Raw genomic sequence first — 14,866 nt, forward strand, 5'->3', positions numbered from 1 at the left:
AAAGTATTGAAACCCTCTCTAAGTTTCTGTAACCGGTTACAGCAAGCCTTATGATCCGGCATCGACCGGTTTCGGCGACAAAGATCGCGGGCGAGGGGAGCGAACGAAACTGATGCCGCATGCCACGATCCGTGATGTCGCCCGCGAAGCCGATGTGTCGGTCGCGTCGGTGTCGCGCGTCCTGAACGGTCACACCAATGTCCGCCCCGCCGTCCGGCTGCGCGTGGAACAGGCGGCCGCGCTGCTCGGCTACGTCCCCCACGCGGGCGCACGCAATCTCAGCCTCGCCCGCGCCGGGGCGATCGGCATCGTCCTGCCTGATCTGCACGGCGAATATTATTCCGAACTGCTGCGCGGGATGGACCGCGAAGCCTCGTCGCGCGACCTCCAGCTCCTGCTGACCGTCATGCACGACCGCCCCGGCCGCCACATCACCGCGCTCCAGACGATGCGCGGGCGCGTCGACGGACTCTGCGTGATGGCGCCGCACATTCCCGCGGACGAACTGGCCGCCAACCTGCCCGCCGGGGTGCCCGCCGTCCTGATCAACTGCACGGTCGGGGGGAGCCCACACCTCACGCTCCATGTCGACAATGTCGCCGGTGCCGCCGCGATGACCGATCACCTGATCGCCACCGGCCGCCGCCGCATCGTCCACATCGCCGGTCCCGCGACCAACCTCGACGCGGTCGAGCGTCGCCGCGGGGTCGAGCAGGCCGCCGCGCGCGCCGGCCTGTCCGTCCTCGTCCTGCCTGGCGACTTCCACCAGGAAGCCGGCATCGCCGCCGCCACGACATTGCTCCAGGACCTGGATCAGGTCGACGCGATCTTCGCGGCAAACGACATGATGGCGGTCGGCGCGCTCATGACGCTGAAACGCGCCGGCGTTGCGGTGCCGGACCGTGTCGCGGTGGCCGGGTTCGACGACATCCCGCTCGCCCGGCTGCTCACGCCGGCGCTCAGCACGGTCCGCATCGACATCGCCGGCATGGGCGCCCGCGCCGTCGCCGGCCTCGCCGCGCTGATCGACGGCGACTCGGACGGGTCCGACGGCATCCAACCCATCCTCCCGACGCTCGTCGTCCGGGAAAGCACAGATCAACCAGGCCTCGAAACGGGGCATTCAAAAGGGGAGCGCAGACCATGAGCAGGAACTTCAGACTGGCACTCGCCGGGGCCACCATGCTGGCCAGCGGCGGCATCGCATTCGTGCCGGCCGCGGCGCAGACGTCGACCGCGTCGATCCGCGGTCAGGTCAGCGGTAGCACCGGCACGCCCGTCGTCGGCGCCACCGTCGCGGCGGTCAGTACCGCGACCAACCAGACCTATCGCGCGGTCAGCGATCCGTCCGGCCGCTACATCCTGAACGGCCTGCGCCCCGGCGAATACCGCATCACGATCACGGGTCAGGGCGCCGCCACGTTCGAACGGCTGATCGTCGTCGCGATCGGCCAGTCCGCGTCGCTTGACGCCACGCTTGCCGCGCCCGCCGCGGCCGCCGCACCCGGCACCCCGGACACCCCCGGTGCCGCCGCCCCCGCATCCGGCGACGGGGCGGAGATCGTCGTCACCGGCACCCGCCTGAGCGAAACGCGCACCAGCGAGATCGCGACGAACATCACGCAGGAACAGATCCGCACGCTGCCGCAGACCGATCGCAACTTCCTGTCGTTCGCCGCCCTCGCGCCCGGCGTCCGCTACAACGACAGCGAAACGGACAAGAGCTTCACGTCCGGCGCGTCCACCGCCAGCCAGGTCAACGTCTTCATCGACGGCGTCAGTCTGAAGAACAAGATCCGCGAAGGCGGCGTCGCGGGGCAGCAGAACAGCCGCGGCAACCCGTTCGGCCAGCTCGCCGTCCAGGAATTCCGCGTCCTGACGCAGAACTACAAGGCCGAATATGAACAGGCCGGCGCCGCGATCATCACCGCCGTCACCAAATCGGGCACCAACGAATTCCACGGCGAAGCATTCGGCCAGTACACCGACCGCAGCCTCAGCTCGACCAGCTTCCTCGATAAGCGCGACGGCAACGCCAAGCCCGCGTTCGAACGCAAGCAGTACGGCGTCTCGCTCGGCGGCCCGATCATCAAGGACAAGCTGTTCTTCTTCCTCACCTACGAAGGCAATGACCAGAACCGCGCGTTCAACGTCAACTCGACCGGTTCGGCCGCCGCCGTCGCGCAGTTCGAACAATTCTCTGGCCGCCGCCTCGCGGACTTCGAAGGCGCCTATGTCAGCCCGTTCCGCGGCGACTTCTACTTCGGCAAGCTGACCATGACGCCCGACGACCGCCAGGTCTTCGACTTTTCGTTCAGCCGCCGCACCGAAACCGACATCCAGGGGTTCGGCGGCAACGTCTCGTATGAAAATGCCGAGAACAAGCGCAACAAGGTTGATACCTACCTGCTGAAATGGACCTATTCGGGCGACAATTTCGTCAACGAGGTCAACCTTAACTATCTGAACTACTCGTTCCGCCCGACGTCGATCAATCCGGATTTGGCGACCTTCGACTATGACTCCGTCCTGGTCTTCGGCGGTAAGGACTCGACGCGGCGCGAGGTGCAACAGGGTTACACGATCCGCGACGACTTCACCTATACCGGGATCGACAACCACGCGATCAAGTTCGGCCTGCGTGCCGAGGTGACCGACATCGAATTCAACAACAACGCGTATGTCCAGCCGCGCTACACCTACCGCATCGATCAGGCGGGCACGCCGGACAACACCGCCGACGATACCAGCTTCGCCTTCCCGGCAGAGGCGCGGCTGGGCCTCGGCAACGGCCGCATCTACGGATCGAACACCCAGTACGGCGTCTATCTGCAGGACGACTGGGACGTCACCGGCCGGCTCCAGCTCAACCTCGGCGTGCGCTGGGATTACGAAACCAACGGCAACAACAACCAGTATATCACGTCGCCCGCCGCCGCCGCGACGCTGCGCGCACTGCCGCAAACCTATTACTTCAACGCCGAAGACTATATCTCCACCGGCAAGAACCGCGATCCGTACGAAAAGGCGATCGCCCCGCGCGTCGGCTTCTCGTGGGACGTCAACGACAACCAGTCGACCGTCATTTTCGGCGGGTTCGGGCGTTATTACGATCGCAACAACTTCAACAACACGGTCGATGAACAGTCGCGCACGATCAACCCGGTCGGCGTCTTCCGCTTCTCGTCGGACGGCGCACCGCGGTCCGGTCTGCCGACCATCAGGTGGGACGCGTCCTACCTGACGCGGGAGGGGCTGCTGGCGCTGGCCGCCAGCTCGACGCAGGGCCTGCCCGAACTCTATGCGGTCAAGAACGACACTCGCCCGCCCGTCAACGACCAGGCCAGCTTCGGCGTGCGTCAGAAGATCGGCATCTTCCAGGCGTCGGTCACCGGCTCCTACCAGCGCGGCCGCCACGGCTACACGAACATCTACGCGACGCGTCAGAATAACGGCCTCGGCAACTGCTGCGACACCGCGGTCGCGGTCGCCAACGGCTATTCGAACGTCATCATCGGCCTCGACGGGCTCGATACGCGGTACAAGGCGGTCTACTTCACGCTCGACAAGAACTATTCGAAATCGTCGGGCTGGGGCTTCAACATCGCCTACACGCTGTCCGAATCCGAACAGAATGGCGGCGATCTGTTCAGCCTCGATGCGGTGACGCCCGATGCCTACGGTTGGCGGCGCCGCTCGGGCGACGAACGTCACCGGCTCGTCCTGTCCGGCATCGTCGATCTGCCCTACAATTTCCAGCTGTCGACGCTCACCACGCTGGGCAGCGGACAGGCCTATCAAGTCACCGATGCGCGCAACGGATCGGACACCGGGCAACTGGTGTACACCGCGGCCTACCCGGAAAAGAACTGCATCGGCGGCGTGTTCGCCTTCTGCGAAGTCAACGTGACGCTGGCGAACAAATTCAACCTGTTCGGGTCGAAGGACCAGGTCGAACTCGCGGTCGACGTGCTGAACGCGTTCAACACCAAGAACCCGAGCGGCTTCGACGGGTTCTTCAGCAACACCGACCCACTCGAAGCGGCGAACGCCCGCACCGGGTCCAGCGCACTCACCCTGCCGCGGCGCATCCAGTTCCGGATGGGCTACCGCTTTTGATCCGCTTGGGCCGGGGCGGCGGTGTCGCCCCGGCATAGTCCGGGAACCTCATCTTGATCGATCGCCGTCAGTTCATCGGGTCCGCCGGCCTCGCGGCCGCGGGCCTCGCGCTTCCTGCCCACGCCGCTCCGCTCACGCCCGAACGGCTCATCGACGATATCCAGCACCGCACCTTCCGCTTCTTCTGGGACACCACCGATCCGCGCACCGGCCTTGCGCCAGATCGCTGGCCGACACCCTCCTTCGCCTCGATCGCCGCGGTCGGCTTCGCGCTCACCGCCTACCCGATCGGTGTCGCCCGCGGCTGGATCAGCCGCGCCGCCGCGCGCAAGCGCACGCTCGCCACGCTCCGCTTCTTCGCCGCCGCGCCGCAAGGTCCCGACCCGCACAGCAATGCCGGCTACAAGGGCTTCTTCTACCACTTCCTCGACAGCCAGACCGGCCTCCGCTTCGGCCGCACCGAACTGTCCACCGTGGACACCGCGCTATTGATGGGCGGCGTGCTGTTCGCCGCCGGCTGGTACGACGGCGACCATCCGGACGAGGTCGCGATCCGCACGCTCGCCGACCAGCTCTACGGCGCGGTCGACTGGGCCTGGGCGGTCCGCAACGCGCCATTCCTCTCGATGGGCTGGCACCCCGAAACCGGGTTCATCAAGAGCGACTGGGACATCTACAACGAGGGCATGCTGCTCTACGTGCTGGCGATGGGCTCGCCGACGCACCCGCTGCCCGACGGCACGTGGGAGGGTTGGTCCGCGCGCTTCGAACCGAGCTGGACGACCGGATCGGACAACCCGCACCTCCACTTCCCACCGCTGTTCGGCCACCAGTACAGCCATCTCTGGATCGATTTCCGCGGGATCCGTGACGGCTATATCGCCGGCAAGGGCATCGATTATTTCGAGAACAGCCGCCGCGCCACCTACGGCCAACAGACCTACGCCATCAGGAACACCGGCCGTTGGACCGGATACGGCCCGGATTGCTGGGGCCTCACCGCCTGCGACGGACCCGGCGACTTCCTCGTCACCACCGGCGACCGCCAGCGTGCCTATTTCTCCTACTCCGCCCGCGGCCCCGCGGACCGCGACGACGGCACCATCGCCCCCACCGCCGCGCTCGGCTCGATCGCGTTCGCGCCGGAGATCGTGCTGCCCACCGTCACCGCCATGCACGCGCGCTACGGCCGCGGCATCTACGGCCGCTACGGCTTCCTCGACTCGTTCAACCCGACGCTGACTGACACGTCCGCGCCGCTCTATCACGGCCGCATCGTCCCCGGCATCGGCTGGGTCGACGGTGACTATCTCGGCATCGATCAGGGGCCGATCGTCGGCATGATCGAAAACCACCGCTCCGGCCTCGTCTGGCAAACGATGCGCCGCAGCCCCGCCATCCGCCGCGGCCTGACCCGCGCGGGCTTCACCGGTGGCTGGCTGGCATGATGCTGCCCATCCTCCTCGCCGCGCTCGCGGCCCAGCCCGCCCCGCGCGACCTGATCCGGGGCGGTGCCGCCTGGACGTCCGCCGCCTCGGACGGCGTCTCGTCGCAGGTCGGCATCACCGGCGGCGCGCTCGACCTCGACTACGACTTCGCAAAGGTCTCCGGCTACGCGGTCGCCCGCCGCGCACTCCCGCTCGACTGGCCCGCGAACTTCGCGCTGCGCCTCCGCATCCACGGCACCGGCGGCGTCAACGATCTCCAGATCAAGTTCAGCGATGCCGCCGGGACGAACGTCTGGTGGGTCCAGCGCCGCAATTTCCGCCCGTCCCCCGACGGCCAGACCATCACCATCCGCCCGCGCGACCTGGAATTCGCCTGGGGTCCTACCACCGACAAGACGCTCCGCAAGACCGCGTCGCTGGAGATCGTCGTCGTCCGCGGCCGCGACGGTGGAGCCGGCCGCATCACGATCGACGAACTCACCTTCGAACCGCTTCCGCCCCCCGTCCCGCTCCCCCCACCGCGCGCCAGCGACCCACGCGCGATCGACGGCCGCCGCGACACGCTCGCTCCTTTAAGCCGCCCGCTCACGATCGACTTCGGCGGCCGCAAGGAACTCGGCGGCCTCACCCTCCACTGGAGCCGCAACCCCGCCACCAGCTACCGGATCGACGCCTCCGACGACGGCCGCCGCTGGCACGCCCTGCGCACCGTCACGAACGGCGACGGCGGCACCGATCCCGTCCGCCTCCCCGACACCGAGACACGCTGGCTGCGCATCACCGCCCCCGGCGCCCCCGACCTCGCCGAACTGGACGTCATGACCCCCGCCTGGGGCGCCACCCCCAACGCCATGATTGCCGCCCTCGCCAAGGCCGCCCCGCGCGGCACCTACCCGCGCGGCTTCACCGAACAATTCTACTGGACGCTCGTCGCGACCGACGGCGGCGGCGGGTCCGGCCTGATCGGGGAGGACGGCACGATCGAGGTCGCGCGCGGCGGCTTTTCGCTCGAACCCGCCGTCCTTGCCGACGGCAAGCGCTTCGGTTGGGCCGACGTTACCGCGACGCAGCGCCTGCGCGACGGCTCGCTCCCGATGCCCGCGGTCGACTGGCGCGCCGACGGCTGGTCGCTCACCACCACCCTCGTCGCCGACCAGGCCACCGCGCGGCTGCTCGCCCGCTGGCGCCTGACCAACACCGCCAACCGCCCGCGCACGCTCCGCCTGCGCATCGCCGTCCGCCCGTTCCAGGTGAACCCGCCCGCCCAGTTCCTCAGCCAGCAGGGCGGCGTCAGCCCGATTTCGCACATCGCCTGGGCCGCCGGCCACCTCGCCGTCACGACCCCCGCCGCGATCACCGGCGACCCCGTCCCCGTCCGGACGCTCTACCCGCTCGCCAAACCCAACTCGGTCGGGCTCCGCCCCTTCACCCAGGGCGCACTCACCGACGACGCAACCGTGTCGACAGCAACGACGGTCGAGGACCCAGACCAGCTCGCCTCGGCCACCCTTGACTGGGAACGCACGCTCGCCCCCGGCGAAACGCTCGACATCCCCCTCGCGATCGGCGGCGACACCACACCGACCCCCACCGCCTTCGATTCCGCCGAAACCGCCACCGCAGACTACTGGCGCCGCACGCTCGGCACCGTCACGATCACCGTCCCCACGTCCAAGCAGGCCGTTGCCGACACCGTCCGCACCGCGCTCGCCCACATCCTGATGAGCCGCGACGGCCCCGCGCTCAAACCCGGCACGCGCTCCTACGACCGCAGCTGGATCCGCGACGGCGCAATGATGGGCGACACCTTGCTCCGCCTCGGCCACCCCGCCCCCGTCCGCGCCTTCGCCGACTGGTACGGGACGAAGCTGTTCGCCAACGGCAAGGTCCCCTGCTGCGTCGATGCGCGCGGCCCCGATCCGGTGCCCGAAAACGACAGCCAGGGCGAATATATCCACCTCCTGACGCAACTCTACCGCTACACCGGCGACCGCCCCGCGCTCGCCCGCGACTGGCCGAAACTCGACGCCGCCCGCCGCTACATGGAGGGCCAGCGTCAATCCGAACGCACCCCCGCCAACCTGACCCCCGACCGTCGCCACCACTACGGCCTGATGCCTCCATCGATCAGCCACGAAGGTTATTCGGCTGAGGCCCAATACAGCCTCTGGGACGATTTCTGGGCGCTCACCGGCTACAAGGACGCCACCTTCGCCGCGACCGTCCTCGGCCGTCCCGAAGCCGCCATTATCGCCATCCAGCGCGACCAGTTCGGCCGCGACATCCGCGCCGCCATCACCGCCTCCACCCGCCGGTTCGGCATCGATTTCATCCCCGGTGCCACCAGCCTTGGCGATTTCGACGCGACCTCGACCACGATGGCGCTCGATCCCGCGGGCGAGGAAGCACGGCTCGACCCCCGCCTGCTCGCCAACACGTTCGACCGCCAATATGCCCGCGTCATGGCCCGCACCCGCCCGGACGCGACCTGGGCGGACTACACGCCCTACGAACTGCGCAACGTCTCCGCCCTCGTCCGGCTGGGCCAGCGCGACCGCGCCAACGACCTGCTCGCCGCCTACATGGCCGATCGCCGCCCGGCGGCGTGGAACGGCTGGGCGGAGGTCGTCGGGCGCGACCCGCGCGAGATCCGCTTCATCGGCGACATGCCGCACGCCTGGGTCGCGTCCGACTTCATCCGCGCCGCACTCGATCTCTTCGCCTATGTCCGCACCGACGATGGCGCGGTCGTCGTCGCGGCTGGTCTCGACAACGCATGGCTCTCGGGCACCGGATCGTCGATCAAGGGACTGCGCACGCCTTACGGCACGCTCGATCTCTCCGCCCGCGAGGCAGGCGGCACGCTGCTGATGACCATCGCTGGCGACATCGCCGCGCCCGGCGGGTTCATGATCCCCTGGCCATTGTCCGGCAAACCCGGCCCGGCCCGGATCAACGGCAAAGTCGTCCAGCCTCGTGACGGGAAACTTCACGTGATGAAATCAACCTCGCTTCAAATCGAATGGAGCCCCCTCCGCTAGACCATCGCGACGCTATCCCCCTGCCGCCAAACGCCTTTCGCTTCCTGCCCGGCCATGCCACACATGCATGGAAGCCGGCCGAAGACGCCGACGTGACGGGGGACGGACGTGGCAGGACGAACAAGACGTTTCGCGATCGCAGCGATCATGCTGCTGGCCGGTTCCGCCAATGCCCAGCCAGTCGCGCAGCCGGCAGCAAAGCCCGCCCCCGCGACCAACGGATGGGGCGAGCAGGTCCACACCAACGCCCCGCTCGGCCGGATCAAGCGGTTCCCGGGTGACGGCACCGGCGCCTTCGCCACCGGCCGCTACCGCAACCTGTTCGCGGAACAGCTCGGCAAGACCCGGCAGGAAACGCATGCCAAGATCGAGCAGGCGTTCCAGCGCTTCTTCCACGGCGACGGTCAGGAGGAGACGGTCTATTTCGAGACCGGTGCCAACGCCAACGGCACGCTCGCCTATATCACCGACTGGGCGAACAACGATGCGCGGTCGGAAGGCATGAGCTACGGCATGATGATCGCCGTCCAGCTCGGCAAGAAGCGTGAATTCGACGCGCTCTGGAACTGGTCCAAGACGCATATGCAGGTGACGGACCCGCAGAACCCGTCCCTCGGCTACTTCGCCTGGTCGATGAGCACCGACGGCTCGCCGCGATCGGTCGGCGCCGCGCCGGACGGCGAGGAATATTATGTCATGGCGCTCTACTTCGCCGCCAACCGCTGGGGGAACGGCACCGGCATCTACGACTACAAGGCGGAGGCGGACAAGATCCTGTCGAACATGCGCCACCGCGCCGTCATGACCGGTACGGGACCGTTCCGGATCCACCCGGACGGACCGCCCTTCGTCCAGCCCACCACGCCGTGGCCCAGCCCCAACAACCGCACCGCCGCCGCCGAAGCCGCGAAAAAGGGCGAGCCCTGGCCGCCTGCGATGTTCGGGACGACGCGACCGAACCGGCCCGTGACGGTCGGCCCGATGGTGGAGGAAAGCCACGCCATGATCCGGTTCGTGCCGGAAGCGAGCAACAACACCACCGACGCCTCCTACCACCTCCCGCATTTCTACGAGCTGTGGTCGCGCTGGGGGCCGGAGGCGGATCGTGCCTTCTGGGCCAAGGCGGCGGACGTCAGCCGCGACCTGATCGTGAAGGTCGTCGGACCCAAAACCGCGCTGTCGCCCGAACGCAGCAATTTCGACGGATCCCGCCTGATCGGCCGCGACGGCAAGCCGGTCGAGTTCGGCTACGACAGCTGGCGGACGGTCAGCAACTGGTCGGTCGACTGGGCCTGGTTCGGCAAGGACGCGCGCCAGCGGACGCTGAGTGATCGCAACCAGGCGTTCCTGTTCGGGGAGGGCATCGACAAATTCGCCGACCGCTACACGCTCGACGGCCAGCCGCTATCGGACCGCCACTCGTCCGGCATGGTCGCCGCGGCTGCGGTCGGCGGGTTCGCGGCCACGCCCGGCCCGGTGTCGAAGGCGTTCCTCCAGGCCGTATGGGACATGCCCCTCCCGACCGGGGAGCAGCGTTATTTCGACGGCATGCTCTACCTGATGAGCCTAATGCACCTGAGCGGCGAGTTCCGTATCGTCGCCCCAAACACTGCGCCGCAACCCACGCCCTGAGCGCGTAACGACAGTTACGGCGCGGGGCTGGCCAGCGGCGCAACCCGGACCAAAAGCAACCCGCCGAGCAGGGCAAGTCCGCCAAGCGCCGCGCAGAACCACAGCACGCCGGGCCAGTTGCCCCACGTCCACGCAAGCCCCCCCGCCGATCCGAGCACGCTCGACCCGAGATAGTAGCAGAACAGATACCAGGCCGCCGCCTGCCCGCGCCGTGCGCCGCCACGCCGTCCCACCCAGGCGCTGGCGATCGAATGCGCCCCGAAGAATCCGACCGTCACCACGCCGATCCCCGCAATCACCAGCCAGAGCGGCGGGGCCCCGGACATCGCGATGCCGGCGATCAGGATCACGGTCGGCACCCAGAACACCCGCCGCCGGCCCAGGCGTCCCGCCAGACCGCCGAACCACGCGGAACTCGCCGAACCGAGGATGTAGAGCAGGAACACCGCGCCGACCGCCGCCTGACCCAATCCGTAGGGCGGCGCCATCAAGTGGAACCCCGCATAATTGTAGATCGAGACGAACACGCCCATCAACAGGAACGCCTCGGCATAGAGCAGCCGCAGCCCGGGATCGCGGAACAGCGGTCCGGCGTCCCGCACCGTGTCCAGCCACCCTCCCCCGCTGGGCGTGAACCGCCGGGACGGCGGCGCAAGCCGGCGGAACGCCTCCGCCATGGCAAGCCCCGCGACACCCACCGCGGCCAGGGCCCAGCGCCAGCCGGCGACATCGGCGACCAGTCCCGCGATCAACCGCCCGCCCATCCCGCCCAGCGCGCTGCCGGCGATATACAGCCCCATCGCCAACCCGACCGCGCCGGCATCCACCTCCTCGGCGACATACGCCATGGCCACGGCCGGAACACCCGCCAGCGCAAGCCCGGCGAGCAGCCGCAGCGCCAACAGCGCATACCAATCCGGCGCCAGCGCCGCTGCGATGGTCAGGACGCCCGCCGCCAGCATCGCCGCGACCATCAGCGGCCGCCGCCCGACCCGATCCGACATCGCACCGGCAACCAGGATCCCGATCGCCAGCGGCCCCGTCGCCATCGACACCGCCAGCGACGCCCCCTCCGCCCGCAACGCGAACCGTTCGGCCAGCAATGGCAGCAACGGCTGCACGGAATACAGCGTCGAAAACGTCGCGAACCCGGCGAACAGCATCGCCAGCGTCAATCGCCTGTAGCCGATCGTGCCCAGCGCATACGGTTCGGGCATCAAGACGCGTCGCCGGTCGGCGCTACCAACCCCTCGGGCACGACGGCACGCCTGTCACCCGATCGGATGGCGCGGTTCCGGCGCTGGATCGCATCGGCTTCGTCGGCAGGAACCCTGGTCATGCGCCGCACATAGGCACGCCGCGAGACGCACCCTAGGCCTTCGTTCGAAACTAGCCGGCGTAGGGTCAGGCCTTCGCCGGCTCGGCGTCGGTCTTCGCCGCGATGCCGTAGGCACCCACGACGAACACCAGCCCGCCGACGACGTTGCCCAGCGTCACCCAGACCAGATTATGGACCGCACTCGCCAGCGTGATCGTCTCGCCCGGCGCGAACAGCCCAAGTGTCAGCGCGGTCATGTTCGCTACCGAATGCTCGAACCCCGCCGCCACGAACGCCAGCAGGATCCACGCCATGACGATGCACTTCGCCGCATCGCCGGTGACCCGCGCCGACGTCCAGATCGCCAGGCACACCAGCCAGTTGCACAGCACCGCACGGGCCATCAGTGTCATGGCATCGGCCTCCACCTTGTGCGCGGCATAGGCGTCGAACATCGTGCCGGCATTGGCGAACACCTGCCCGCCGCCGCCTGCGATGAAGATGCCCGACAGGATCAGCGCACCGATCAGGTTGCCGACCCAGACCACGACCATCAGCATCGCGGCGTCGGCCGGCCGCACCGTCCGGCGCATCAGCCCGAACCCCAGATACATGACGTACCCGGTAAACAGCTCGCCGCCCGCGAACACCGACAGCAGCAGGCCGAGCCCGAAGGTCGCGCCCATCACCAGCGGCCGCACGCCAGCCGGCAGCCCGGCGGCGGCGCTGATCGCCAGGATCATCGCGATGCCGATATAGGCCCCGGCCAGCATAGCACCGACGAAGAAGCCCATGGGCGACCGCCGGATCGCAACCGCTTCCGCGGCTGCACGACCGGCGAAACCGGTGATGGTGGGTGCATACATCGGCTCAGACTTTCGCAGTGACGGGACGACCGGCAACACCGGCACGTTCGACGATCAATTCGGCGCCGTCATCGGCACCTGCGGCGTGGATCTGGACCGGCACCGACTTGTAGGACGGCGTGAAGCTTTGCTTGTCATGGTCCTCCAGCGCGATCAGGGGCTGCGTCTCCGGATAATAGGACGCGCAGCAGCCATCGGGCAGGTCATGCTCGACCAGCGTCAGCCCCTGCACGATCCGGTCGGCGCGCTTGAACTGCAGCGCGGTGGTGACGTCGATCACGTCGCCCTCCGCAAACCCCAGCCGCGCGATCTCCTTGCCGTTCATGAACAGGATGTCGCGCCGCCCGAAGACACCGCGATACCGGTCGTCGAGCGCGTAGATCGTCGTGTTGTACTGGTCGTGCGACCGCAGCGTCGTCAGCCGCATGACGCTCGGGTCGCCGATCGTCTCGTCCTCCTCGACACCCGGCGACACGATGAAGTTCGCCTTCTTCGATTCGGTCAGCCACACCCGCTCCGCCGCCGCGTTGGGCAGGTGGAACCCGCCCGGTTCGCGGATGCGGATGTTATAGTCCTTGAACGCCGGGAACACCGCCTCGATGCTGTCGCGGATCGTGTCGTAGTTCGCGACATAACCGTCCCAGTCGATCCCACCCTTGGCGCCCAGCGTCGCCTTGGCGATCCCGGCGACGATCCACGGTTCGGACCGGACATTCTCGCCCGGCGGCATCAGGAACCCCCGCGAGGCGTGGACCATCGACATCGAATCCTCGACCGTCACAGACTGCGGCCCGCCCGCCTGCATGTCGCGCTCCGTCCGGCCCAGGCACGGCAGGATGTACGTCGCGCCCTTCGCCATCAGCAGCTGCGTGCGGTTCAGCTTGGTCGTGATGTGGACGGCCAGCTCCATGTTGCGGAAGCCCGCCACGCACGCCTGCGGATCGGACGCGGCGATCGCCAGGTTCCCGCCCAGGCAAACGATCGCCTTGGCTTTCCCGTCGCGCATCGCGGCGATGCTTTCGACCACCGAATGACCATGCTCGCGCGGCGGTTCGAACCCGAACACCTCCTTCATCTTGTCGAGCAGCATCGGCATCGGCCGTTCGGTGATGCCGACGGTCCGGTCGCCCTGCACGTTGCTGTGCCCGCGCAGCGGACAGATGCCCGCCCCCGGCCGGCCGATATTGCCGCGCAGCAGCAGCAGGTTCGCGATCTGCTGCACGTTGCTCGTGCCGGTCCGGTGCTGCGTGATCCCCATGCCGTAGCAGGCGATGGTCGCCTTCGACTGCGAATACAGCCGCGCGACCTCCTCCAGGTCGCTCTGCCCCAACCCGCTCGCCGCGACGATGTCGTCCCACTCAGCGGCTTCCAGATCGGCGATCAGCGCGTCGATCCCGGTCGTATGTTCGGCGATGAACGCATGGTCCAGCACCGGCGGCTCGCCCGCGGCGGTCGCCGCCTTGTCCATCGCGACCAGCGCCTTGGAAATCCCCTTCAGCGCCGCGGCATCGCCACCGACCTTCACCTGCAGGTAGCTGCTCGCGATCGGCGTCGCGGAGAACGTCGCCATCTCGACCACCGACTGCGGCGATTCGAACCGTTCGAGCGAGCGCTCCTTCAGAGGGTTGAACGCGATGATCTTGCCGCCGCGGCGCGACACCTCGCGCAGCGTCGCCATCATGCGCGGATGGTTGGTGCCGGGATTGTGACCGATCGACAGGATCAGGTCGGCGTGATCGAAATCCTCCAGGCTGACCGTACCCTTGCCGATGCCGATCGACTTGGGCAGCCCGACCGAGGTCGCCTCGTGGCACATGTTCGAACAGTCCGGGAAATTGTTGGTCCCGTACAGCCGCACGAACAGCTGCAACAGGAACGCCGCCTCGTTCGAACACCGCCCGGAGGTGTAGAATTCCGCCTGGTTCGGGTCGTCCAGCCTGGCCAGCCCCGCACCGATCTCGGCCAGCGCCTCATCCCATCCGACGACCTCATAATGGTCGGTCGCCTTGTTGTAGCGCAGCGGTTCCGTCACGCGGCCCTCGCCTTCCAGCCAGTGGTCGGTTTTCGCCCACAGATCCGACACGGAATGTTCGGCGAAGAACTCCGCACCGATCTTCTTGGCGGTCGACTCCCACGCCACGGCCTTCGCGCCGTTCTCGCAGAATTCGAACGAGGAACTGTGCTTCGGGTCCGGCCAGGCGCAGCTCGGACAATCGAAGCCGTCCGGCTGGTTCGACTTCAACAGGGTCTGCGCGCCGCGCTGGACGATCTGCTGCGCCTTGAGGCTCAGGGCCACCGCCTTCAGCGCGCCCCAGCCGCCGGCCGGGCCGGTATAGTCCTTGATCCCGTCGGGACGCTTGCTCCGCATACTCGAATCTCCAGGCGGCCAGCCGTTTACGGATGGCCGATCACTGGTCGCTCCAGAAACCTCGCGCAAGGAAA

The 14,866-nt window shown here is 68.0% G+C and carries 9 protein-coding genes; 5 read left to right on the forward strand and 4 right to left on the reverse strand.

Going from position 1 to position 14,866, the window contains the following annotated elements; genetic code table 11:
- Positions 1-112 precede the first annotated feature (112 nt).
- From ACFSGX_RS15510 to ACFSGX_RS15530, 5 genes are all read left to right on the forward strand, one after another.
- Positions 113-1,147 (forward strand): LacI family DNA-binding transcriptional regulator, encoded by a 1,035-nt coding sequence (locus ACFSGX_RS15510; RefSeq protein WP_380931227.1) that lies wholly within the window; start codon positions 113-115, stop codon positions 1,145-1,147.
- Entirely contained in the window at positions 1,144-4,119 is a 2,976-nt protein-coding gene (locus tag ACFSGX_RS15515) for a TonB-dependent receptor (RefSeq protein WP_380931228.1), read from the forward strand. Before ACFSGX_RS15510 ends, ACFSGX_RS15515 begins: the two co-directional genes overlap by 4 nt.
- A gap of 53 nt (positions 4,120-4,172) precedes the next feature.
- A complete protein-coding gene (locus ACFSGX_RS15520; RefSeq protein ID WP_380931229.1) occupies positions 4,173-5,567 on the forward strand; it encodes a glucoamylase family protein in 1,395 nt (464 codons plus the stop codon).
- A complete protein-coding gene (locus ACFSGX_RS15525; RefSeq protein ID WP_380931230.1) occupies positions 5,564-8,608 on the forward strand; it encodes a discoidin domain-containing protein in 3,045 nt (1,014 codons plus the stop codon). Before ACFSGX_RS15520 ends, ACFSGX_RS15525 begins: the two co-directional genes overlap by 4 nt.
- A 147-nt stretch (positions 8,609-8,755) precedes the next feature.
- Positions 8,756-10,240: a family 8 glycosyl hydrolase gene (locus ACFSGX_RS15530; protein ID WP_380931231.1), complete on the forward strand. Its 1,485-nt coding sequence runs from the start codon at positions 8,756-8,758 to the stop codon at positions 10,238-10,240.
- Between the two features lie 14 nt (positions 10,241-10,254).
- Here ACFSGX_RS15530 and ACFSGX_RS15535 read toward each other — a convergent pair whose 3' ends face one another.
- The 4 genes from ACFSGX_RS15535 to ACFSGX_RS15550 all read right to left on the reverse strand — a co-directional run bounded on the left by ACFSGX_RS15535 (position 10,255) and on the right by ACFSGX_RS15550 (position 14,792).
- On the reverse strand, positions 10,255-11,457 hold the full coding sequence (locus tag ACFSGX_RS15535; protein WP_380931232.1) for an MFS transporter: 1,203 nt from the start codon (positions 11,455-11,457) through the stop codon (positions 10,255-10,257).
- On the reverse strand, positions 11,457-11,579 hold the full coding sequence (locus tag ACFSGX_RS15540) for a hypothetical protein (RefSeq protein WP_380931233.1): 123 nt from the start codon (positions 11,577-11,579) through the stop codon (positions 11,457-11,459). Before ACFSGX_RS15540 ends, ACFSGX_RS15535 begins: the two co-directional genes overlap by 1 nt.
- 65 nt (positions 11,580-11,644) lie before the next feature.
- Entirely contained in the window at positions 11,645-12,424 is a 780-nt protein-coding gene (locus ACFSGX_RS15545; protein ID WP_380931234.1) for a formate/nitrite transporter family protein, read from the reverse strand.
- A gap of 4 nt (positions 12,425-12,428) precedes the next feature.
- Entirely contained in the window at positions 12,429-14,792 is a 2,364-nt protein-coding gene (locus tag ACFSGX_RS15550) for an FdhF/YdeP family oxidoreductase (protein WP_380931235.1), read from the reverse strand.
- Between the last annotated feature and the right edge of the window lie 74 nt (positions 14,793-14,866).

Origin of the sequence: Sphingomonas arantia, assembly GCF_042682045.1 — a bacterium.
Lineage (GTDB): Bacteria > Pseudomonadota > Alphaproteobacteria > Sphingomonadales > Sphingomonadaceae > Sphingomonas_R > Sphingomonas_R arantia.